The following is a 22,496-nucleotide window of genomic DNA, read 5'->3' on the forward strand; positions in this document are numbered from 1 at the left end:
ACTCGGTGCTCTCTGCACCGAGTTTATTTAATAAAAGTCGCATCATACTTATCACTTTGCAACACTTGGAAATGCAAGTTTGCTAAATGTTTCCGTATTTCTGCACTGTCGTCCTCATTTAAATTATTTGCTAAAAACACTATTTCTGTACAGTTCCCCCGTTTATCCATAGCATAAACTGCTTTTGTAACTGTCCATGGCGTATAGCCGTTTTTTTGCCCTGCATGTCTAAATGTTTTACGGTATTTCTTAGCGCTCATATCTGTTTCAACGATGTTAGCCCATACTTTTTCTTCTGCTTCTGTCAGTCCACCCTTATGATTTGCCTTTTGAAGCAGTACCATATAATCGTTTGCAGAAGCAGCTGGCAATCGATCTGACCAAATTTTATCGTAACGTTCCTCTAAATAAAGAGGAATTTCCTTCTGTAATAATGGTCCCTTCTTTTTTAAGCGCTCATGAATAATCATCGCATATTGACGATATTGCTCTTGAGACATTTCTTTTAACTTTTTCTCTATTTTATATTTCGGAACGTGTAGTTCTTTATGCAAATATCCTGGAATGTATAAAGATGAAACGATTGGAAATAGCGGCTGATGTGCTGGAAGCGATAAACTTTGTAAATTCCGATTAATATTATCTAATCCTAACACTTCCATTAAATATTCAGCATTCGCATTCGAACTAAACTTAACCATTCCTTTTGCCACTTCTTCTAAAGAAATCGCTCCTTCAGTTATCTTACCTGTCTTCTCCAAATACCTTTGCCATCTATCTTGCGCACCACCATCTGTATTCGGTACATAATACCGATTCACATCATTTATGGAAACAAAACTAGACGAATCAATTTTCCCTTCCGTAACTTGTTTCGTAAATTCAAGCGCCACAATTAATTTCATTGTACTAGCAACTGGCAATACAACATTCGGATTTACAGAATAAACGACTTTATCGTTTCTTTTTACTAGAAGCGCGCTATTTTTTTCATCTTTATGTTCTTCAATAAAGGATGCGATATACTGCGCATCATCATTATTCGAACTCCAAACTTTTTTCACTAAAAAATTACCCGATATTAGCAAAACGAAAATACCCACAATCACTGCGCATACTATAGTTTTTTTCAAGTAAAATTCCTCTCCTATTGTGTAGCTCTTCTCTATCTATCTCTTACAAACAAAATAATGGAGATGATTATTTTAGTAATCATCTCCATTATTTTAACTTGTATTCTCCCATTATGTCTATGTCATAATTTTAACGAAATCTTCGAGGAATTTTTTATAGTGTAACGACCAACCAATTCGAACCCAATTCTTTAAAGCTTTTGCATCAGGTTGAGGACGAAAATCAGCAATACTCTCTCCTTTTGCAATCCCTACTGTATCTACATCGACACGGCGGTATACATAGTCCAAAATAGAGGGATTTGCCGCAACCATCATTGTAACGACGTCATGTACTGGACTCCCTGTTATTTTCGGATTTAATTTTCTATAAGCTTTATAATAATACGTAAAAATCGGTTCAATTAATTTATTAAAACTCGTTTTAGAATGTTTCGTAATGTACTTTACCATCTCTGGCGTAATTATAGCTTCAGATGTAACATTAAGCGGCACCAATGTCACATTCTTGGCATTTTGCATTACTAATTGTGATGCAATAGGATCACCATGAAAATTCGCTTCTGCGACTGGTGTCACATTGCCAGGCATTAAAAAAGCACCGCCCATTATATAATATTCCTTCACATACTTCATCAATGGTTTTTCTAAAATAAATGCTGTCGCAAGTGTCGTTGACCTACCAGCATCAACTATAATTAATTCTCCTTTATATTTTTCAAGTATGTCAAAAAACTCACAAAAAGGCTTTATATTTGGAGAAAGATTTTTTGGCGGTCGAATTGGTCCTAAACCTTCCGCCCCATGAATTTCTGGATAATACGTTGTAATATCTCCAGATAAAGGGATTTTCGCACCATTAATAACAGGTATGTCTTCCCGCCCTGCCAGTTGCAATAAATATGCCGCATTACTTGTCGCCTTTTCTTGCGTTACATTTCCATATCCAGTTACTACACCAACAATATCAATATCAGGATGTAACAATCCATACATAATTGCCAAAGAGTCATCAATTCCCGGGTCTCCTAAAAACAATACTTTTTTCATCACCCTCAACTCCATCCCCTCAATTGTTATTAATTTATGAATATTCACAGGATTACAGAATAAAAAGAACAAATTTATACGAAAAAACGCAGTCCTCTAAGGACTACGTTCTCCCACTAACCTATACTGTTTTCTTTACAGCACTCATACTTCCAACGATATAAGCGATAAGCGCAAAACAAATTGGGAAGACAACTGTATGTATACCGAACGGATTTGGATAGAAAAGATGGATACACATATATGAGCTTACCCCAACTAAAATAGATGCAAGCGCTCCTGTTGCATTTCCTTTCCTCCAATATAACCCTAATACGATCGGCCAAATGAATGCTGCTTCTAATCCACCGAAAGAAAATAAATTCAACCATATTAAAAAATCAGGTGGTTTAATTGCTGCTGCATAAACGAGCAGTCCTACGATAGCAGTAATCCATAAACTTCCTTTTCTAATCGTACTATCTGCCGCATCTTTATTTATGTAATTTACGTATATATCTTTAATGATTGATGAACTTACAAGTAGCAATAACGAGTTTACTGTAGACATAATCGCTGCCATTGGTGCAGCTAAGAAAACCCCAGCTAACCAAGGTGGCAACACTTCCATCGCGAGTAGCGGCATTACTTTATCTGGTACCGTTATACCTGGAAGTACGACTCGTGCGAACACACCCGTTAAATGCATACCAATCATAATTGTACCGACAACGATCGTACCAATTATTAACGCTTGATGCATCGCTTTTGAATTTTTATAAGACATGGCACGCACACTAATTTGCGGTAAACCGACAACGCCAATTCCAATTAAAATCCAAAATGATGTCACATATGATTTCGTTAAACTGCCATCCGCTCCAAATGGTGTAATTAAATTCGGATTGATTTGAACAAGTTCCTGCATAATCTTTTCAATTCCGCCACCAGCAACGACAGTAGCGATTAAAATGATTGTCGTTCCAACTAACATAATGATACCTAATAACGTATCTGATAAAGCAACTGCACGAAAGCCACCAATTAATACGTACACAAGTACAGAAAAAGTAAATAAAAATAGTGCTGTTGTATAAGAGAGACCCGTTAGTGACTCAATTAATCGACCACCGCCGACCCACTGAGCTACTGTTGCTGAAAATAAAAAGATAATAATACATAACGCAGAAAGTATGACGACTGCTTTATTATTGTATCTTCCCTTTAAATAATCAATAAGTGTAATAGCTTCCATCTTCCTAGCGATAATTGCAAACTTTTTACCGATAACTGTTAAAACGATATACCCTGTTACAACTTGAATCGCAGATAACAATACCCATCCAAGCCCCATATTGTATGCTATACCAGGGCCACCAATGAAGCTACTAGCACTACCGTACGTAGCAATCATTGTCATTGCTAATAATAAACCACCGAGCTCACGCCCACCTAAAAAATATTCTTGCAAAAATTTATTATGGGCAGTCGCTTGTACACGTCTTGAAGCATATACACCAATTAAAAATACAACGATAAACGAAATTATCATTGGAATGATTACATACCAATTCATCTATTATTCCTCACTTTTTTCTTCCTCATCGAGTGAAATATCTTGAAATACAAAACGAACAACTAAACTAAGTAAAATAACCATAACGATAAATCCAACGATACAGCTATAAAAAAACCATGCTGGAAAACCAAATACATATGTATATTCACTTGGATTTTTACTACCAAGCCCATAAGCAAATCCGTACCATATTATAAAATTGATAATAGCAAGTCCAAGACCAATTAACGCTTCTCTATGGGCGATTCGAAAGCGTGGATCATCATGATAATTCTTCATTTTTCTCCCTCCTCTCACGATGTATTATTGTACCATTGTTCTTCTAGTTTTTCCTACTAGAAAGCAAAAACAAGCAGGATTTTTTATAATCATATAGAAGACTTTCTTACATTACATATTTTTTACAATTGTAACACAAATGAAATTTGAATTTTCAGTATTTGTTAATTATGATTTTAATTAGAGGCTTTCCATCTAGTTTCCACATCCTTGATTTCGGAATAAACGCCGTCTCGTACTGCGTTTACATTATATTTTCAAGGGGGTTATACAATGAGTCAACTAGCTGTAAATCTTCATGAAAAGGTAGAAAAGTTTCTTCAGGGTACAAAAAAGTTATATGTGAATGGATCCTTTATTGAGAGCGCTTCCGGAAAAACGTTTAACACACCTAACCCAGCAACTGGCGAAACACTTGCCGTCGTTTCTGAAGCTGGTCGCGAAGATATTCATAAAGCTGTCCTTGCAGCTCGCATGGCCTTTGACGAAGGTCCTTGGTCTCGCATGAGCACTGCTGAGCGAAGCCGGCTTATGTACAAGTTAGCTGATTTAATGGAAGAACATAAAGAAGAGCTTGCACAGCTTGAAACGTTAGATAACGGAAAGCCAATCCGTGAAACAATGGCAGCAGACATACCACTTGCAATTGAGCATATGCGCTATTATGCTGGCTGGGCGACGAAAATCGTTGGTCAAACAATCCCTGTTTCCGGTGATTACTTTAACTATACACGTCATGAAGCTGTTGGTGTCGTTGGTCAAATTATCCCTTGGAACTTTCCACTTCTTATGGCGATGTGGAAAATGGGAGCAGCGCTTGCTACAGGATGTACAATCGTTTTAAAACCTGCAGAACAAACTCCACTATCTGCCTTATACTTAGCTGAATTAATTGAAGAAGCTGGATTCCCGAAAGGTGTTATTAATATCGTTCCTGGATTCGGTGAATCAGCTGGACAAGCTCTTGTTAATCATCCACTCGTTGATAAAATTGCATTTACTGGTTCTACTCCAGTCGGTAAGCAAATTATGCGCCAAGCATCTGAAACATTAAAGCGCGTTACACTTGAGTTAGGCGGTAAATCACCAAATATCATCTTGCCAGATGCTGATTTATCTCGCGCGATTCCTGGTGCACTTTCTGGTGTTATGTTTAACCAAGGACAAGTATGCTCTGCTGGATCACGTTTATTTGTTCCGAAGAAAATGTATGATAATGTCATGGCTGACCTTGTCCTTTACTCTAAAAAATTAAATCAAGGTGCTGGCTTAAGTCCAGAAACTACAATCGGTCCTCTCGTTTCCGAAGAACAACAAAAACGTGTAATGGGCTATATCGAAAAAGGGATTGAAGAAGGTGCTGAAGTACTTTGCGGAGGAAGTAATCCATTTGATCAAGGCTACTTCGTTTCTCCTACAGTATTCGCTGACGTAAATGATGAAATGACGATTGCAAAAGAAGAAATTTTCGGTCCAGTTATTTCTGCTATACCGTTTAACGATATTGATGAAGTAATTGAACGTGCAAATAAATCACAATTTGGCTTAGCGGCTGGTGTGTGGACAGAAAATGTTAAAACAGCACACTACGTTGCAAGTAAAGTACGTGCTGGTACAGTATGGGTAAACTGTTATAACGTCTTTGATGCAGCATCTCCATTTGGAGGATTTAAACAATCCGGTCTTGGTCGTGAAATGGGATCTTATGCATTAAATAACTATACAGAAGTGAAGAGCGTTTGGCTTAACTTAAATTAAAGAGAAAGAACCTGACCTATCCGGTCAGGTTCTTTTCATTATGTATGTCTTTAAACTTGCAGTCCCCCACTCACATTTAATACTTCTCCTGTAATATAGGATGCGTATTCTGATGCTAAGAAGGCAGCTGCGTTCGCAATATCTTCTGGCGTTCCAATTCTACCAACCGGAATCGCGCCGACCATCTTTTCTTTCACTTTATCTGGTATCGTTTTTGTCATATCTGTATCCATAAATCCTGGGCAAATCGCATTACACGTAATACCGAAATTTCCAACTTCTTTCGCTGCCGTTTTCGTTAAACCTACAACGCCTGCCTTCGTAGCTGCATAGTTTGCTTGACCTATGTTTCCTTCTCTACTAATTGAAGATATATTAATAATACGTCCATACCCTTGTTGTCTCATGTAAAGGAGAGCTGGTTGCATACAATAAAAAACACCAGTTAAGTTCACTTGTAATACTTGTTCCCAAGCAGACTTCTCCATTTTATGTAACATTGCATCTCTTGTAATTCCAGCATTGTTCACCAAAATATGTAATGTACCAAATTTTTGAACCGCATATTCAATTAACGACTTTGCTTCATTTTGATTACTCACATCACATCCATATAAGCTCACTTCATATCCTTCATCCAAGAACTCACGTGTCGTTTTTTGTAATTTCTCTTCATTTACATCGCTAATTAATACTTTCGCCCCTAGTTTTGCATAAACCCTTGCAATCTCTTTTCCAATTCCCTGTGCAGCTCCTGTTACAACAGCTGTTTTCCCATTTAAAAACTCCATCCCTATCCCCCATTTCTATTACTTATACTGTATATTTCGGCTTTTTCCTTTCCAATTCCTCTTTGCATAAAAAAGTCTATTTGTGTCAAACTAACTTTGCAACGTCGCATAAAGTGCAAGGAGATTGTGTCGAATGAACAAAAAAAATTTCAAACAAAACAAAGCTACTGATGGCATTGATGTAGAGTTCTCTCGTGAACTTGCTGACCACAATGACTTAGAAGCAAACGCACGTGCAAATGCCGCTGATGCACGTCAAAAACGCCAGTCAACAGAAAAATAAGGAAGCACAACCTTATTCTTTTCAACAGGGAACTACTACCGGGCAAAATAAACCGAGAGATATCTCTCGGTTTATTTTCTATATTTTTTTATATAATGTGCCAAAGTAAGTAAGGGATATATATGGGCGTAGCTATGATATCTAATATAAAACGCACCTGGTAAACCTGTTCCAGTAGGATATCTTTCATTCACATAAGGATTCGAAAGCAAATATGAAACACCTTTTCGAATAGCTGGCGTTTCTGTATCATAGTAAGAAATGAGAGCATCTAACGCCCATGCAGTTTGGGATGGTGTACTAAATGGTAAAGTAACGAACCTTTTCTCCACACTACTGTGGCATGATTCTCCCCAACCACCATCTTCATGCTGTATATGTTCAAGCCATAAAGATGCTCGTTTCAATGAAGGATTGCTAGACGGAATTCCGAGTGACCGTAAACCTGTCATAACAGCCCACGTACCATATATATAACAAATCCCCCATTTCCCATACCATGATCCATTTTCCTCTTGTGCATTCATTAACCAATTTATCGCACTTTGTTTTTGTTTCTCAGGTAATTCATTTTGCGTATATGTCCCGAAAAGCTCTAACACTCTTCCTGTAATATCTGGTGTGGAAGGATCTGTAATCATATCACTTGCATTTTCGATTGGTAAATTTGCTAATAATTTGCTCGTCACACCTTTTTCAAACGCTCCCCAGCCCCCATCATTATTTTGTAATCCTTTAACCCAATCAATCCCTTTCTGCCAAGCATTATTTACCTTTTCATTCTCTCTACTTCTTGCCAACACTCTTAGTACAGCGGTTGTATCATCAACATCTGGAACTGTCGTATTTACATCCGAAAAACCCCAACCGCCAGGAGTAAGTGCGGGAGCATGTACGCTCCAATCAGCTTTTTTTGTATGCTGTTTTTTTAATAAATATGTTATTGTCTGTTGAATCATCTTGTGATCTTTCGGAACGTGTGCCTCTTGTAACGCATAGCTGAGTAAAGCCGTATCCCATACAGTTGAAGGAGAGTTTTGCAAGTGACTCCCTCTTTCCATCTTCCATATATAAGATGTTATCCCAGCTATAGCCTTTTGAATCAGTGATGATTGAAGAGAATGCCCTAACGCAAGTAAAGCATAAATCATATAAAACGAGGCAGTTGCGTAACTATATAACGTTCCATTTTCATCAATACGCTCTTTCATGAAACGTTCGACTTCCTCATATCCTTTATGATGTAACGAGAGTGGATACGAGATAATTTGTTTTACATCACTTAATAACGCTTGAAACAACGGAGACCGATCCTCCCGAAACCATTCTCCGCCCCCGCCCGCAATGTGATTTAAATTTGGCAATAACTTTTTCCCTACTCGAAATCTTTTATTTAAACACACCATCATCGGAATTAAATGGATACGCGCTGAACTACTCAATTCAAATATACTGAGGGGGGAATCATTCTGTAGAAACATGATTGGCGTTGGTAAATGAAAGAGTGAAGGATATTCATATTCTCCATGAATTGCTAATAAAAACTTCGTCATAAAATGAGCACGCGCCACGCCTCCGCGTTCCTTAATAAAATTTTCCGCTCGCTTCATATTCGCATCTTCTTTTGTATATTTTTTCGATGCGAGTAAGGCGGCATAAGATTGAATGGTAGCTGATAAATTACCTCCCACTTCATCTTCATACAATTTCCACGTTCCTTCATTTGTTTGAAGTGATGCTAACCTTTTTACAAACGGTTCTATCTCTTTATCTCTACCTAATAATTTTAATAAAAAAATCATATGGCAATCTGTTAATGGAGCTCCTTCAAAACAAAATCGCCACGTACCATCTTGCCGTTGCATCGTTTGAAGTGCAGTTGCTCTTCTCGCTATTTCTTCATGCACTTTTTCATATAATAACAAGTTACTCACCCACCCTTTCGAAATCCGTATAACGATATTCAAGAAAGTAGCTGAATATGTATGAATACAAAGAAAAGCAGAACATATAAGATGCTCTGCTCATAAACAATATCCTACTCCGACAATAATCCCTAATAAAGCACCAACTACTACTTCATACGGCGTATGCCCGACAAGTTCATTTAACTTCTTATATTCTGTTTGTCTACCGTGAAAAAACTCATTCAATATTTTCGCCTGTTTACTTACTGCCAGCCTTACTCCTGAAGCGTCATACATAACTATAATGGCAAAAATAGCAGCAATTGCAAATAAAGTACTTTCCACACCTTCCACAACGCCAACACCTGTCGCCAGTGCTGTAACAGTTGAAGCATGAGAACTTGGCATCCCACCTGAAGCGAAAAACTTTGCAAAATCAAATTCACCCGTTTTAAATAATTTAAAGACTACTTTCGTTAATTGTGCTAAAAACCATGAAATTACAGCGGCCATAAGCGGATCGTTATGTAAAATCGTTTCCACGTTCTCAGCTCCCTACTAGCTATAATGGAAATCCTATAGTATCAGTATAAAGAAAAATGCGTAGAAAATACTACGCATTACGATACTTTTGCTGATTTATTTTTTATAAATTTCGGTTGTTTCTGCACCAAGAACTTTGTTTTCGCTACCGAGAATACAACTAATGCAACCCATATACAGAAAAATGCAATCATATGAGTAGATGTGAAATGTTCACCAAATACGAATACACCTAAAATCAAACTAATTGTTGGTGCAATATATTGTAAAAACCCTACCATATAAAGCGGAATAAGTTGGGCTCCTTTTGCAAAATAAAAAAGTGGCAATGCTGTAACAATGCCCGCCCCTATTAATAGTAATGTCGATAACATTGAAATCGAGCCAAATGAGCCGAAACCATGTACTCCTGTCATTACTAAATAAATAATCGCAAACGGCGTCACTAACATCGTTTCCATCGTAAGTCCAATTGTCGCATCATAGTTTAACAATTTTTTCGTTAATCCATATAATCCAAATGAAAGGGCAAGTGATAAAGAAACCCATGGAATAGCCCCGAAACGTACTGTTAAAATGATAACCCCTACTCCAGCTAAACCAACTGCAACGTATTGCCAAAAGTTTAACTTTTCCTTTAAAACGACTGTACCAAGTAAAATACTAATAAGCGGATTAATATAATAGCCAAGACTTGCTTCAATGACATGATTATGATTAACGGCCCATATGTAGACAAACCAGTTTCCGCTAATCAAGACTGAAGCTATTGTTAACGACATTAATAATTTAGGTCGTTTAAAAAGATTCACGAACTCTCCAATAAACTGACGAAATCTCTTCGTAACACCTAATACGATTAACATAAACACGAATGCCCAAACGATGCGGTGTGCTAATATTTCATCTGCTGGGACTTCCTCAACCCATTTCCAATAGATTGGTAGTATTCCCCACATCGTATACGCACCAGCCGCATATATAATCCCTTTTTTTTGCTCTGCTGATTGACTCCCCATCTTCCTTTTTCTCCTCTTCTCATTTTTTCTCCATTATACGTTCCCACGTGCTCACTTTACCAATAATCAATCTGCATTTCTTTCGACATTTCTCATGCAAGGAATAATAAACATACCGTTATTACAACAAGTAACGGTATGCCGAAAACAAATTTCTTTTTATGAGTTTTATGATGAAACATATACATACCAATCCAAGCTCCAACTGCTCCCCCAGCTGCTGCTGATAAAAACAACGTACTTTCTGGCGTTCTCCACTGCTTCTTCTTCGCTTTTCGTTTATCAAGCCCCATAAGGCTAAAAGCTATAACGTTAATCATAATAAAATAAATCCATTTCATCGCTTTCTCTCCCTATGAAAAATTCGCTTAATGGTAACATGAAAAAACGATGGAAACAACTGAAGAACACTTTTTATTAATTCGTTACCTTCATATTTACATAGCCAATCAAAAGACTAATTATAGCTATTAAATAGAAAGATGTTATGGGCAAGATCCTTATATTTCATTCCCTTCACCCACTACCATAGCATCGAAAAAACTTCTCTCAATCACTTTTTCATCAAAGTGAAGAACTACAATTAGCCCTACATATAAAGAAACGAAATTTAAAAACCATTCCCCATTATCATCCTTATTAGCTAAACATTTAAATATCTCTTGAAATTGCATACGCTCGTCTATAGCAACAACCGGTCGCACACCAAAATATTTCAATACGAAATGTAAATCAAGCTGCACGGATAAGGATAAAATATACTTTAATAGCTCCGTATAATGAGCAACATTTTTTTCACTATATAACTTCACAAGCTCTTGATGTAAAGTAGAAATCGATAATTCTTCTTTAGTCACTTTTGTTGCTTCTATCATTTCAATCATCTTTTTCATATTCATTACATTTACCCCTCCTGTTGCAAAACAAAAGCCAAAGTGTATTTATTTTATAATCAGCAATAATTGAGTATTTCTCGCCTCTCTTTCTTCTTCACTTACTAAGTCATACTTTTTTAAAAGGTGAAATACATCATTTAACATTTCTTGTGAGTGATTACCTTGCAAAAATTTTTTTAACCCTTTAAAAATATCTTCAGATAAAAAAATCTTTTGACTTTCAAGTTTATTCATTACATCTTCAATAGAATGATCGATATTACACGCCATAAAAAATTCCTCCTCTATCCTTTATAAATAATATCTTCTGCTAACGATGTAAACACTTCTCCAACAAGAGAATCTTCATCATATACAGATGAACCGCTATTTTCTTCACGTTTTGCAAAAGGTACTTGTGCGATTACTTCTGTTTGCAATTGTTCTGCTAACATTTCGCCTCCGCCTTTTCCAAACAGATAATTTTTCGATCCATCTTGTTCTTCATAATAAGCCATGTTTTCCACAATACCTAAAATCTCGTGTTTCGTATGTTTTGCCATTACGCCTACTCTAGATGCTACGAATGAAGCTACATTATGTGGTGTTGTAATAATAATTTCTTTCGCCTGCGGAATCATTGCTGCAACATCAATAGCAACATCTCCTGTACCAGGTGGTAAATCAAGAAGTAAATAATCTAATTCTCCCCAGTGCGTATTCGCAAGGAAATTTTGAATCCATTTATTTAACATCGGTCCGCGCCACATAACCGGATTATTTCCTTCTGTAAAAAATCCCATCGACATGATTTTAACACCGTGACTAATAACTGGAATTGCTGTTTGATCAATCATCGTTGGTTTTTGATTCGTTTCCATCATAGCTGGAATGCTAAAACCATATATATCTGCATCTAATATCCCCACTTTTTTGCCCATACGAGCTAAAGCTGTTGCAAGATTAATTGTTACAGTTGATTTTCCGACTCCACCTTTTCCGCTCGTTACAGTAAGAAATCGTACTCCTGAATCAGGACGAAGCATGCTCGGCATACCAGTTTCTGTTCTACTATTTTTCTTTAACTTTTCTGTTAGCGCAGCTCGTTCTTCTTGTGTCATAGAACCAAACGTCAAATCTACTTTAGATGCACCTATTGCATGCAGAGACTCTTCCACATCTTGTTGAATTTTTGCTTTTAACGGACAACCTTGAATCGTTAGCACTACTTCAAGTTTAACCTCTGTTCCATTCATTTGTATATTTCTAACCATGTTTAACTCTACAATACTTTTGTGTAATTCTGGATCCTCTACATGTTTTAACGCATTCATTATTTGTTCTTGAGTAAGCATAGAACTCATCCCTTCTCGTATTCTAATTTATCCGACTTTAACTAATAATCAGTGGGGGATGAAGACCCCCCCACTGATTAAAGTTTCACTTTATATACAACATCTTCTTGTCATTGCGAGAAACACTTATTATCCACCACTAACAGGCGGGATAAATGCGACGATATCTCCAGCTTGTATCATCTCGTCATTCGTTACAAACTCTTCATTAACAGCCACCATCACTCTATCAAGCGATTGTAAACTATAGTTTGCTTTGAGCCATTCTTTTAATTGCTGCACTGTCATTTCTTGTTTTTCGGAAATTACGAATCGATCTAATCCGACTTCCTCACGCAAATTTGCAAACAGTAAAATTGTAATCATTTTCTCATTCTTCCTTCTTCGGTTTTCCTGCTGGATATGGTGTATTTTCAAGTTGATCGCCAATCCACATCGTCCCATCTTCCCAAAATTCTTTTTTCCATATTGGGACGATTCGCTTTATACGTTCAATTGCGTATTCATTCGCTTCATAAGCTACTTTACGATGCGGTGATGAAACTGCAATGACTACCGCAATATCCATTATTTCTAGCCGGCCTACTCGGTGAGTAATTGCTACTTTTGCATCCGGCCATCTTTCACTAATTTCTTCACCAATTCTCATAAGTTGCTTTACTGCCATCGGTTTATATGCTTCATACTCTAAATGTAGCGTTCGTTTTCCTTTTGTTAATTCTCTCACTGTACCAATAAAAGTTGTAATCGCACCTGCGTCTCTTCTTGCAACCTTATTTGTTACTTCTTCAACTACAATCGGTATATCTACAATTTCAAATAGCACTTGTCCCATTAGAATCACCTCTCACTTTATAAAATGTCCAAGGCCATTCACTACCTTCGTTATCTTCCAACAAGAGAACATCTACGAACATATCTTTTTTATACCCTCTCGTACCACCTGGAAGTACAATAAATATATTTGTCTCTGCTAGGGAAGAAACTGAGCTAGATTTATCAAACCCTGACGGATAAGCGATTAACTGCCCTTCGTTATATGTTAGTTTTCCTCGTACAAATCTTGTAAATGGATTTGGCTTTAAAAAGTCTTCTCCTAATAACGCTTTTTCTCTTTTTACATATGCTTTTTCACTAAACATATACGTTCGAATACAAGGTCTTACAAACAATTCAAATCCTACGTAACAAGCAGATGGATTTCCTGATAAACCGAATAATAACTTGCCATTTAATTGCGCTACAGTCGTAACACTTCCTGGCCTCATTGCAACTTTATTGAAAAGAACTGATGCGCCTAATTTTTCATATATAGCTGGCAAATAATCGTAATCCCCTACTGATACACCACCTGTTGTAATGAGCATATCTACTTGGCTTAATGCTTCTTTTACAGCTGTGAAACATGTATAAAAATCATCGCTAAACTTCCCAAAATATTTTACTCTTCCGCCTGCTCTTCGGATTTGAGACAATATCATATACGTATTACTATTTCGGATTTTCCCTGGCTGTAATGAATTGTTTACATCCAGTAATTCACTGCCAGTCGCTAATAGTCCAACTACAGGCTTTCTCGCAACTGGCACCTCGCTATACCCAAACGTAGCAAGAAGAGCTGAAATACCTGGATTAATGTATGTTCCTTTCTTTGCAAGAACCGTTCCTTTACGAGCATCTTCCCCTTGAAAAGAAATATTATCGCCCGTTTTGAATGACCGTTTCAATTCCATATACTTACTGCCAGCCTCCTCATATTGACGAGTCAGCTCTAGCATAACAACCGCATCACATCCACTCGGAATCTGTGCTCCCGTCATAATTCGAACTGCTTGAAACGGACCTACTTTCTCATCGAATAGCGATCCTGCACCAATTTCACCCACTACTTCAAATACAATTGGCGTTTCATAACTTGCTAAGTTCGTATCTTCTGCTCTAATAGCAAACCCGTCATACGGTGAACGATTAAATGACGGCACATCATGGTCAGCTACTAAATCCTCTGCTAATATACGTCCGTAAGCTAATTCAATAGGCAGTAGCTCCTTTAAGCCGTTATGAGCAAATCCCATCACTTTACGAACAGCCTCTTCAACTGTGATTGGTACTCTTCTTTCCATTGTTGACAACCCTTTCTATTAGCCGAATACGCGATAATATAGTTGTTTCGCTTTCGAAATATCATTTGTGCCATGAATAAAAACACGACCATCCCGAAAAACAACGATGCGGTACTCATCTAATTGGCAAGATAGTAAATACGGATTCCGATCTACTTCCCCCACTTTTTTTAATACTTTTTCTATATCATCAAAATTGTATTTTCTATTGTCTACTGGTCTAATTTGAACTGTATTTCTTCCGCATAAAGCAGCTACCTTCGTTTGATTTTCGTATAATAAATAAGGATAAATGCGATTCAAACCGCATGAAGAGCAATTGTCTGTCTTGATTTTCCCTAGTTTTATAAAATGGTTTTGATTACTCCATATATCAAATATGAAAAATGTTTTTCTAATTGCTGCAAAATCTTCTACTAAAATTTTGAGTGCTTCCGCCACTTGATATGCTGCGACGATTTGTACAGTCGGGCTAATAATTCCAGCTGTATCACACGTCACACCTGTAACTGGAACGTTCTTCAGCACACAATGTAAACACGGTGTCTCTTGCGGAATAATTGTACAACTCATACCGTACGAGCCAACGCAAGAACCATATACCCACGGGATATTATGTTTTTGTGATAAGTCATTTATTATAAATCGGATATCGAAATTATCTGTTGCATCAACGATTACATCGACATTTTCTAATAGCCCTTCCAAGTTTTCTACACACGCATCCATTACGAAAGCATGTATTTGTACTTCCGAATTAAGTTTTTCTAGCCGATTTTTAGCAGCGATTGCTTTTGGCAATTTCTCTCTTGCATCTTGTTCAGAGTACAATTGTTGCCTTTGTAAATTACTCCATTCAACGTAATCACGATCTATGATCGTCAACTTACCAATACCTGCACGTACGAAACTTTCGGCACTTGCACTTCCTAATGCGCCTACTCCTACAATTAACACATGTTTATTTCGAATTTTTTCTTGCCCTCTACTCCCAATTGGTTTAAACAAATGTTGTCGTGAATACCGCTCAGCCATTACATACCCTTCCTCTCACAAACTCTATTTCATATTAGAATGTTGTTTTTGATAACAAGCAAAGTACGCAAATCCAACAAAACCAGCTCCGCCAATTACATTTCCGATAAAGACAGGAACAAAATTTTTAGCAAGATCCATCCATGTGAGATGACCTGCAAAAATAACTGCTGAGATGACAAACATATTTGCTACCACTTGCTGAAATCCAATCACTACAAATGCCATTATTGGAATCCAAATTCCGATTATTTTTCCGACAAAATCACTCGTCCCATAAGCGAGCCAAAGCGCCAAACAAACGAGCCAATTACACCCAATTGCTAAAATTAAAGTTCTCCCAAATGATTCGTGTAACTTGCCTTCCGCTATCGCTACTGTTTTATTTAAATAATCCCCTTCTGTTAATCCGCCAAGATGACCGAAACAATACGCTACGAAAATAGCTCCTACAAAATTCATGAAAGTAATCCAAATCCAGTTATTTAGCACACTAACCAATGTAATTTTCTTTGCATATAGCGCCATAGACAGTGACATCATATTTCCGGTAATTAATTCTCCTCCCGCTAATACAACGAGCATGAGTCCAACAGGAAAAACCGCTCCTCCTAAAACATTTACTAAACTCCCCCAGCGCTCAGGCAAATTACCTAAAACGCGAATGTTAAGTAAAAAACCTAGCGAAATAAACGCTCCTCCTAAAAAACCGAGAATAAGCATTGCTGGCAAGGTCTGACTTACTTTTTGAACACCGGCCTCAATAACAAGCTCAGCAATTTGTTCCGGTTTATGAAATGCCATTACCAATTCCTCCATTTTCTCCAAATAAAAAAGCAGCTTCAAAAAACCTCCTCAAAATAAAGGTTTTTGAATGCTGCTTAATTTCTCTGCACATCTTTTACAGAGAGATCAACCATCACTTTTACTATAAAATAGAAAATCTACAATTCTTGTACACCTTCCATTTTTCACTTTTATGTCAACTTTATATTAACCACCGATATGTGACATTTCAATTTTAGGCATAGCTTTTTTATTACTATTACTTAACCGTTCATCTGAATAACGATCTTCTCGGTTGTTCCATATGTCGCGTACGACATCTGTTATTTCCTCGTCAGTGTAGTCAGATCGAAGCAGTTCTCTCAAGTCATTTCCTTTAGAAGCGAATAAACAAGTATATAATTTTCCTTCTGCAGAAATACGAGCTCTCGTACATGAAGAGCAGAAAGAATCTGTTACTGATGAAATAACACCTATTTCTTCATCACTTCCAATATAACGATAGCGAGTCGCAACCTCACCTGCATAATTCGCTTCTATTCGTTCTAATGGCATAACTTGATGAATCATATTTACTATTTCTTGTTTAGATACGACCTCTTTTAACTCCCAACCATTATAATTTCCAACGTCCATATACTCAATAAAACGAAGAATATGTTTGTTTTCCTTAAAGTATTGTGCCATCTGCAAGATGTCCTGTTCGTTTTTCCCCTTTTGAACGACCATGTTTATTTTAATTTTCATTCCAACTTCAGCTGCAGCTTGTATGCCTTCCAGAACCCTTTGTACTTTGCTTCTATTACCATTTAAATAGAAAAACCGCTCTTCTTCTAAGGAATCTAAACTAACTGTCACACGTGATAAACCCGCCTTATATAAATCAGGAGCAAACTTTTTAAGTAACGATCCATTAGTTGTTAAACCGATATCCTCCACACCATCTATTTTATTCAGGCGCTCGATAAGCTGCGGAAGACCTCTTCGAAGTAAAGGTTCTCCGCCTGTAATCCGTAATTTTCTAACACCTAAAGAAACGAAAATACGCGTTATCCTTTCAATTTCATCAAAAGATAAAATTTTATCATTAGACAAAAACGAGTAATCAGGACCAAATATTTCTTCTGGCATACAATATCGACAGCGAAAATTACAGCGATCAGTAACTGAAATACGTAAATCCTTTAACGGACGTTGTAGTTTGTCTAATGTGACAGATTTCATATTTATTGCCTCGCTTTTACTTATTTTATATTTAAAACACGCTCCGGATGCGTATATACATTTAAGGATTCATTCCGAATAAATCCTATCGTAGTAATACCTAATTCTTCAGCTAGCTGTAAAGCCAACTCAGTTGGAGCTGATTTTGACAGTATAATTTCACAACCAATTTTTGCAACTTTCAATAATATTTCCGAAGAAATACGACCGCTAAAAACAATGATTTTATCTCTTATAGAAATATTATTTTTTAAACAATAACCGTAAATTTTATCTAACGCATTATGCCTTCCGATATCCATTCGACTTAAAATAATACCATTCACATTACACAAAGATGCATTATGAACGCCCCCTGTATGACGAAATGTCTCCGCAGATTGCTGCATTTCTTTCATTAATCGAAAACAGTCTTCTGCAGTAACCTGTACATGGACGCCATTCATTTTCTTTGCACTTAGTGCATCATTTGCAAAAACAAACCCTTGTCTACTCATACCACAGCATGAAGTAATATAACGTTTATTTTGCATTTGTTCGTAATACGGATTTACTTTTGCCGTCGTGACATGTACAAATCCTTCTTTCTCTTGTACCCATATGTCATCAATATCTTCATACTTCCGAATGATTCCTTCAGATGCTAAGAAGCCTATTACCATATCTTCTATATATTCTGGAGTACTAACCATTGTAACAAACTCCTGTCCGTTCATTTTAATCGTGACTGGAAACTCTGTTACAATGCTGTCCTCTATATGTTTAAACGCCCCTTGTTCATAACGAAAGATTTCTCTTTCTACCTGTATCGGTTTCACGATCAGTATCCTTCTCTCACGTTATATTTTTATCAAAAACAAATACCGAAACTGCAATATCTTCTTCTACTTTCATATCTGAAAACAAATTCACTAATTTCGCTCCAACAAGTTCCTCCAAATGTTCACGGGAATTTGCAGCATACACTTCTTGAATCATTTTCGTTCTAGCCATATGAACCATTTCCGCACCGTCCATCGTACTTGAAATGAATTTTTCAGTAGGTGTTAAGTTTCCGTAAAGAGTCGCAATCGCCATATTTTCAGCGAAAACAGTATGAATTCGTTCTGGCCCTTTTCCGAAAAGTTCCTTTCGAAGTTTTCGAATCATATCATTAAATTCATGTACTTTTTTTGACATACAATTATACCTCCCAAAAAAACCTCATTTTACTTTATTATATATTTTACCAAAATGAGCCTTCCGCCCAAACTATTTCGTACAAACATTTGGGCGAAAAGGTTCACTTCATGAAGTTTATTCTTCTTGTAATCCTTTTCCCATACCTTTTAAGAAATGAAGCCCAAACCCGATAGCACGGTTAATATCTGGGTCTTTCAATACTTTCATAAGATCGAATACCCCTACTTTTTTATTACTCTCTAGATGTTCATTGCCTTTTTCTAGCCCTACTAATAAGCTACCTATAAGCTTTTTCGTAAGCTCCGGATCAAGTTCTGTTAAAGCACCCGCAGCCCCCATCATATTATTAATTAAATTTGTAACGGGCTCACGAGTCACTTGACCAAGAACAATCTTTGCGATTGGTTCTTTCGCCTTTAGCATAGAATTTGCTGCTTCTAACATGCCAATATCATTCAATTCCCCTACTATATTAAACATTTGATTTAGAGCGTCTTCATTATTAGCTAGAAGCTCTTTTAAATCATCTAATTTTTGCTGTTTTACTTCTTCCTCAGTTAATTCTTGTTTTTGAATCATTTTTATAGGTGCAGCCATATTTTTCTCCTCCTACTTATCCGTTACATGCACATACCCTGGACGTGCCCACTTACGATGTACCTCAATACCAGATTGAGGATGACGTTTTTTATTACGCGGGTTCGCTTTTGGCATCGGATTTTCGCCATCAACTTCCAGCACTTCCATACGCACTTTCGTCTGTTTATAAGCAGGTGTGTTCGTACGCGTATCAACGGCAGGACCTGTTAAGAAATTAATTGCTGTTTCATTATCTGTAGAGTTCATCGGTAAATATAACTCATTCGCTTTTACACGATCTGTTACAAGTGCACGTAATTTTAGCGCTCCAAACGGAGAGACAAGACGGACTAATGAACCAGTTTTTACTCCACGTTCTTTTGCAAGTGCTGGAGAAACTTCAACGAAAACGCCAGGCACTTTCGTTTGAATACCTGTTGATTTATTTGTCATATTCCCTTCATGGAAGTGCTCAAGCATACGACCATTGTTAATATGAAGGTCGAACTCAGCTGGGAATTCAGCTGGGCGCACCCAGTCAGCAATCGCAAAACGAGCTTTTTTATCCGGGAAGTTAAATCCATCTTGGAAAAGAAGCGGTGTATTCGTTCCATCAAAACTTCCCCAATGGAAACTATTCCATCCTTCCAATACTTCATAGTTTGCTTGTGAAAATAGTGGTGATAAACTTGCCATTTCAGCAAAAATTTCACTTGGATGACTATAACTCCAGTTTGCACCTAATTTATTCGCAACTTCCTGCACAATCCACCAGTCTGGCTTCGCATCTCCAAGCGTAGGAAGAACTTGATATAGTCTTTGAACACGACGCTCTGTATTTGTGAAAGTACCTTCTTTTTCAAGAGATGGCGCTGCTGGTAATACAACATCTGCATATTGAGCCGTTTTAGATAAGAAAACATCTTGCACAACGAAGAAATCAAGGCTTGATAATATTTCATGTACATGATTCGCATTAGAGTCTACAAGAGCCATGTCTTCTCCGACAAGATACATAGCTTTCATTTTCCCTTCGTCAATCGCGTGAAGCATTTCAATATTATTCAGACCTGGTTCGCTATTAATTTTCACTCCATAAGCCATTTCAAATTTCGCACGTTCTATATCGTTCGTAACGTGTTGATATCCAGGAAGCCATCCTGGTAAAGTACCCATATCACAAGCACCTTGTACGTTATTATGACCTCGAAGCGGATATGCACCAGCGCCTGGACGACGATAATTACCTGTTGCAAGTAGTAAGTTTGAAATCGCAGCGGAAGTATCAGATCCACCTGTATTTTGCGTTACCCCCATTCCCCAAAGGATACATGTACCATCTGCATCACGAATCATTTCAGCCATTTGAATCATTGTTTCTTTTGAAATACCAGTCATTTCTTCTGCATATTCAAGTGTATATGCTGTAAGGCTCTCTTTGAAATCTTCAAAGAAATTTACATTCTCATCAATAAATCGTTGATCGTGCCAGCCTTGATCAATCATATATTTCGTAACAGCCATTAACCATACTTGATCTGTTCCTTGTTTTGGACTAATAAAGACATCTGAACGCTCTGCCATTTCTGTTTTACGAAGATCAGCCACAATTAATTTTTGTCCGTGTAATTTATGTGCACGTTTAATACGTGTAGCTAAAACAGGATGACCTTCTGTCGGATTACAACCTACAATAATAACAAGACCAGATTGTGCAATATCTTTAATCGTTCCAGCATCTCCGCCCATACCAATTGTACGGAATAATCCGTCTGTTGCTGGTGATTGACAATAACGTGAGCAGTTATCAATATTATTCGTTTCAAATACTTGTCGAGCTAATTTTTGAATCACATAATTATCTTCATTCGTAATTTTAGATGAAGAAATAAAACCGATAGCATCTTTACCGTACTCTTCTTTAATCGATCCTAATTTACTTGCAACTACATTCAACGCTTCTTCCCATGTAGATTCAACAAACGTTCCATTTTTACGAATTAAAGGTTTCGTAATTCGTTCTTTAGAATTTACGAAATCCCAACCAAATTTTCCTTTTACACAAGTAGAAATTGCGTTAACTGGCGCATCAGAAGAAGGTTGTACTTTAAGAATTTTACGCCCTTTCGTCCACACTTCAAATGAACAACCTACACCACAAAATGTACATACTGTTTTCGTTTTCTTCGTACGAGTATCACGCATGGCCGCTTCCACTTCTGATACCGCAAAAATACCGCTATATCCAGGCTCTACTTCTTTAATTAAATCTACCATCGGTTCAAGAATATCTGGCTTTAGTCCCGTCATAAATCCAGCTTCACCGAGCATCGTTTTCTCCATTAAAGCGTTACAAGGACAAATGGTTACACATTGACCACAACTAACGCATGAAGAATCATTAATATTTACTCCTTCATCCCAAATCACTCGTGGTCGCTCCGCTTCCCAGTCTATCGATAACGTTTCATTTACTTGTAAGTTTTGACACACCTCAACACATTGACCACATGCAATACATTGGTTAGGATCATAGCGATAAAACGGATGCGTCATATCAACTTCACTTACATCTACTTTCGGTTCATAAGGATATTTTTGATGTTCGATTTCCATTAATTCTGCTGTATTATGCAGTTTACAGTTCCCATTGTTGTTGTCACATACTGTACAGTATAATAAATGATTTTCTAATAACCGATCCATCGCCTCTGTTTGTGCTTCTTTCGCACGAGTAGAGTTACGTTCAATGTTCATACCTTCTGTCGCTACTGTCGAACAAGAGCGCATTAACTTTCCGTCAACTTCTACAATACAAGTGTCACATGTTTGAATAGGATCTACTTCTGGCACGTAACAAATTTGCGGATGTTCAATCCCGTTCTCATTTATAACACCCAATATCGTTGAACCGGGCTCCGCTGTATACTTTTTTCCGTCAATTGTAATATGAACCATGTTGTTATTCATGGTCTTTCCCCCTTTTTGAGAATAAAAAAACTCCACCACGAAAATA

General features: G+C 37.2%; 24 protein-coding genes. 2 read left to right on the forward strand and 22 right to left on the reverse strand.

The annotated features are described in order from the left end of the window. Positions 1-23: 23 nt before the first annotated feature. The 4 genes from FH036_RS24455 to FH036_RS24470 form a co-directional block, all read right to left on the reverse strand. Positions 24-1,133, reverse strand: coding sequence for a serine hydrolase (locus FH036_RS24455; RefSeq protein WP_000751358.1), 1,110 nt, complete (start codon positions 1,131-1,133; stop codon positions 24-26). A 117-nt stretch (positions 1,134-1,250) separates the two neighbouring features. Next, entirely contained in the window at positions 1,251-2,198 is a 948-nt protein-coding gene (locus tag FH036_RS24460; RefSeq protein ID WP_155005152.1) for a nucleoside hydrolase, read from the reverse strand. Positions 2,199-2,304: 106 nt separating this feature from the next. Further along, positions 2,305-3,738, reverse strand: a complete 1,434-nt coding sequence (gene panF / locus FH036_RS24465) for a sodium/pantothenate symporter (RefSeq protein ID WP_001104830.1) — start codon at positions 3,736-3,738, stop codon at positions 2,305-2,307. A 3-nt stretch (positions 3,739-3,741) separates the two neighbouring features. Then, a complete protein-coding gene (locus FH036_RS24470) occupies positions 3,742-4,020 on the reverse strand; it encodes a YhdT family protein (RefSeq protein WP_000800722.1) in 279 nt (92 codons plus the stop codon). A gap of 273 nt (positions 4,021-4,293) precedes the next feature. Between FH036_RS24470 and dhaS the strand changes: the two genes are divergently transcribed. Then, a complete protein-coding gene (gene dhaS / locus FH036_RS24475; protein WP_139896342.1) occupies positions 4,294-5,778 on the forward strand; it encodes an aldehyde dehydrogenase DhaS in 1,485 nt (494 codons plus the stop codon). Between the two features lie 50 nt (positions 5,779-5,828). On the opposite strand, the gene fabG is transcribed toward dhaS, so the two are convergent. Further along, a complete protein-coding gene (fabG, locus tag FH036_RS24480) occupies positions 5,829-6,569 on the reverse strand; it encodes a 3-oxoacyl-ACP reductase FabG (RefSeq protein ID WP_000395019.1) in 741 nt (246 codons plus the stop codon). Positions 6,570-6,702: 133 nt separating this feature from the next. Here fabG and FH036_RS24485 point away from each other — a divergent pair, with 133 nt between their 5' ends. Beyond that, positions 6,703-6,852: a YfhD family protein gene (locus FH036_RS24485; RefSeq protein ID WP_001035808.1), complete on the forward strand. Its 150-nt coding sequence runs from the start codon at positions 6,703-6,705 to the stop codon at positions 6,850-6,852. A gap of 71 nt (positions 6,853-6,923) precedes the next feature. On the opposite strand, the gene FH036_RS24490 is transcribed toward FH036_RS24485, so the two are convergent. From FH036_RS24490 to fdhF, 17 genes are all read right to left on the reverse strand, one after another. Next, the gene (locus FH036_RS24490) at positions 6,924-8,777 is read right to left on the reverse strand and encodes a terpene cyclase/mutase family protein (RefSeq protein ID WP_139896343.1); all 1,854 of its coding nucleotides are present in this window, start codon (positions 8,775-8,777) and stop codon (positions 6,924-6,926) included. 99 nt (positions 8,778-8,876) lie between these two features. Further along, positions 8,877-9,302, reverse strand: coding sequence for a divergent PAP2 family protein (locus tag FH036_RS24495; protein ID WP_000447815.1), 426 nt, complete (start codon positions 9,300-9,302; stop codon positions 8,877-8,879). Between the two features lie 77 nt (positions 9,303-9,379). Further along, the gene (rarD, locus tag FH036_RS24500; RefSeq protein ID WP_000535532.1) at positions 9,380-10,321 is read right to left on the reverse strand and encodes an EamA family transporter RarD; all 942 of its coding nucleotides are present in this window, start codon (positions 10,319-10,321) and stop codon (positions 9,380-9,382) included. 92 nt (positions 10,322-10,413) lie between these two features. Beyond that, positions 10,414-10,662 (reverse strand): DUF1294 domain-containing protein, encoded by a 249-nt coding sequence (locus FH036_RS24505; RefSeq protein WP_139896344.1) that lies wholly within the window; start codon positions 10,660-10,662, stop codon positions 10,414-10,416. Between the two features lie 159 nt (positions 10,663-10,821). Next, complete coding sequence (locus FH036_RS24510; RefSeq protein ID WP_001056279.1) at positions 10,822-11,220, reverse strand: hypothetical protein; 399 nt, start codon at positions 11,218-11,220, stop codon at positions 10,822-10,824. A 42-nt stretch (positions 11,221-11,262) separates the two neighbouring features. Beyond that, entirely contained in the window at positions 11,263-11,487 is a 225-nt protein-coding gene (locus FH036_RS24515; protein WP_000752372.1) for a hypothetical protein, read from the reverse strand. Between the two features lie 14 nt (positions 11,488-11,501). Beyond that, positions 11,502-12,551, reverse strand: coding sequence for a P-loop NTPase (locus FH036_RS24520; protein ID WP_139896345.1), 1,050 nt, complete (start codon positions 12,549-12,551; stop codon positions 11,502-11,504). 129 nt (positions 12,552-12,680) lie between these two features. Beyond that, complete coding sequence (gene moaD, locus FH036_RS24525) at positions 12,681-12,917, reverse strand: molybdopterin converting factor subunit 1 (protein WP_000628476.1); 237 nt, start codon at positions 12,915-12,917, stop codon at positions 12,681-12,683. Between the two features lie 4 nt (positions 12,918-12,921). Next, positions 12,922-13,386, reverse strand: coding sequence for a molybdopterin synthase catalytic subunit MoaE (gene moaE, locus FH036_RS24530; protein ID WP_000531873.1), 465 nt, complete (start codon positions 13,384-13,386; stop codon positions 12,922-12,924). Then, positions 13,367-14,674 (reverse strand): molybdopterin molybdotransferase MoeA, encoded by a 1,308-nt coding sequence (moeA, locus tag FH036_RS24535; RefSeq protein ID WP_139896346.1) that lies wholly within the window; start codon positions 14,672-14,674, stop codon positions 13,367-13,369. The genes moaE and moeA overlap by 20 nt, the downstream gene beginning before the upstream one ends. Positions 14,675-14,692: 18 nt before the next feature. Beyond that, positions 14,693-15,709: a molybdopterin-synthase adenylyltransferase MoeB gene (locus FH036_RS24540; protein ID WP_139896347.1), complete on the reverse strand. Its 1,017-nt coding sequence runs from the start codon at positions 15,707-15,709 to the stop codon at positions 14,693-14,695. Between the two features lie 24 nt (positions 15,710-15,733). After that, complete coding sequence (locus tag FH036_RS24545; protein WP_000864003.1) at positions 15,734-16,513, reverse strand: formate channel; 780 nt, start codon at positions 16,511-16,513, stop codon at positions 15,734-15,736. Positions 16,514-16,702: 189 nt separating this feature from the next. Then, complete coding sequence (gene moaA, locus FH036_RS24550) at positions 16,703-17,719, reverse strand: GTP 3',8-cyclase MoaA (protein ID WP_044793369.1); 1,017 nt, start codon at positions 17,717-17,719, stop codon at positions 16,703-16,705. A 20-nt stretch (positions 17,720-17,739) separates the two neighbouring features. Next, positions 17,740-18,537, reverse strand: a complete 798-nt coding sequence (fdhD, locus tag FH036_RS24555) for a formate dehydrogenase accessory sulfurtransferase FdhD (RefSeq protein WP_000802674.1) — start codon at positions 18,535-18,537, stop codon at positions 17,740-17,742. 16 nt (positions 18,538-18,553) lie between these two features. Further along, a complete protein-coding gene (locus FH036_RS24560) occupies positions 18,554-18,898 on the reverse strand; it encodes a Na-translocating system protein MpsC family protein (RefSeq protein WP_000039582.1) in 345 nt (114 codons plus the stop codon). Between the two features lie 117 nt (positions 18,899-19,015). Further along, positions 19,016-19,498, reverse strand: coding sequence for a helical membrane plugin domain-containing protein (locus tag FH036_RS24565; RefSeq protein WP_044793370.1), 483 nt, complete (start codon positions 19,496-19,498; stop codon positions 19,016-19,018). 12 nt (positions 19,499-19,510) lie between these two features. Then, positions 19,511-22,450: a formate dehydrogenase subunit alpha gene (fdhF, locus tag FH036_RS24570; protein ID WP_139896348.1), complete on the reverse strand. Its 2,940-nt coding sequence runs from the start codon at positions 22,448-22,450 to the stop codon at positions 19,511-19,513. Positions 22,451-22,496 lie beyond the last annotated feature (46 nt).

Source organism: Bacillus sp. CD3-5 (assembly GCF_006349665.1).
In the GTDB taxonomy this organism is placed as follows: Bacteria; Bacillota; Bacilli; order Bacillales; family Bacillaceae_G; genus Bacillus_A; species Bacillus_A paranthracis.

Bases quoted from the DNA above. Each gene is read 5' to 3' on its own strand.
- FH036_RS24460 (WP_155005152.1), bottom strand. From the start codon at position 2,198: ATGGAGTTGAGGGTGATGAAAAAAGTATTGTTTTTAGGAGACCCGGGA.
- panF (WP_001104830.1), bottom strand. From the start codon at position 3,738: ATGAATTGGTATGTAATCATTCCAATGATAATTTCGTTTATCGTTGTA.
- FH036_RS24470 (WP_000800722.1), bottom strand. From the start codon at position 4,020: ATGAAGAATTATCATGATGATCCACGCTTTCGAATCGCCCATAGAGAA.
- dhaS (WP_139896342.1), top strand. From the start codon at position 4,294: ATGAGTCAACTAGCTGTAAATCTTCATGAAAAGGTAGAAAAGTTTCTT.
- fabG (WP_000395019.1), bottom strand. From the start codon at position 6,569: ATGGAGTTTTTAAATGGGAAAACAGCTGTTGTAACAGGAGCTGCACAG.
- FH036_RS24485 (WP_001035808.1), top strand. From the start codon at position 6,703: ATGAACAAAAAAAATTTCAAACAAAACAAAGCTACTGATGGCATTGAT.
- rarD (WP_000535532.1), bottom strand. From the start codon at position 10,321: ATGGGGAGTCAATCAGCAGAGCAAAAAAAAGGGATTATATATGCGGCT.
- FH036_RS24505 (WP_139896344.1), bottom strand. From the start codon at position 10,662: ATGAAATGGATTTATTTTATTATGATTAACGTTATAGCTTTTAGCCTT.
- FH036_RS24510 (WP_001056279.1), bottom strand. From the start codon at position 11,220: ATGAATATGAAAAAGATGATTGAAATGATAGAAGCAACAAAAGTGACT.
- FH036_RS24515 (WP_000752372.1), bottom strand. From the start codon at position 11,487: ATGGCGTGTAATATCGATCATTCTATTGAAGATGTAATGAATAAACTT.
- FH036_RS24520 (WP_139896345.1), bottom strand. From the start codon at position 12,551: ATGCTTACTCAAGAACAAATAATGAATGCGTTAAAACATGTAGAGGAT.
- moaD (WP_000628476.1), bottom strand. From the start codon at position 12,917: ATGATTACAATTTTACTGTTTGCAAATTTGCGTGAGGAAGTCGGATTA.
- moaE (WP_000531873.1), bottom strand. From the start codon at position 13,386: ATGGGACAAGTGCTATTTGAAATTGTAGATATACCGATTGTAGTTGAA.
- moeA (WP_139896346.1), bottom strand. From the start codon at position 14,674: ATGGAAAGAAGAGTACCAATCACAGTTGAAGAGGCTGTTCGTAAAGTG.
- FH036_RS24540 (WP_139896347.1), bottom strand. From the start codon at position 15,709: ATGGCTGAGCGGTATTCACGACAACATTTGTTTAAACCAATTGGGAGT.
- FH036_RS24545 (WP_000864003.1), bottom strand. From the start codon at position 16,513: ATGGCATTTCATAAACCGGAACAAATTGCTGAGCTTGTTATTGAGGCC.
- moaA (WP_044793369.1), bottom strand. From the start codon at position 17,719: ATGAAATCTGTCACATTAGACAAACTACAACGTCCGTTAAAGGATTTA.
- FH036_RS24560 (WP_000039582.1), bottom strand. From the start codon at position 18,898: ATGTCAAAAAAAGTACATGAATTTAATGATATGATTCGAAAACTTCGA.
- FH036_RS24565 (WP_044793370.1), bottom strand. From the start codon at position 19,498: ATGGCTGCACCTATAAAAATGATTCAAAAACAAGAATTAACTGAGGAA.
- fdhF (WP_139896348.1), bottom strand. From the start codon at position 22,450: ATGAATAACAACATGGTTCATATTACAATTGACGGAAAAAAGTATACA.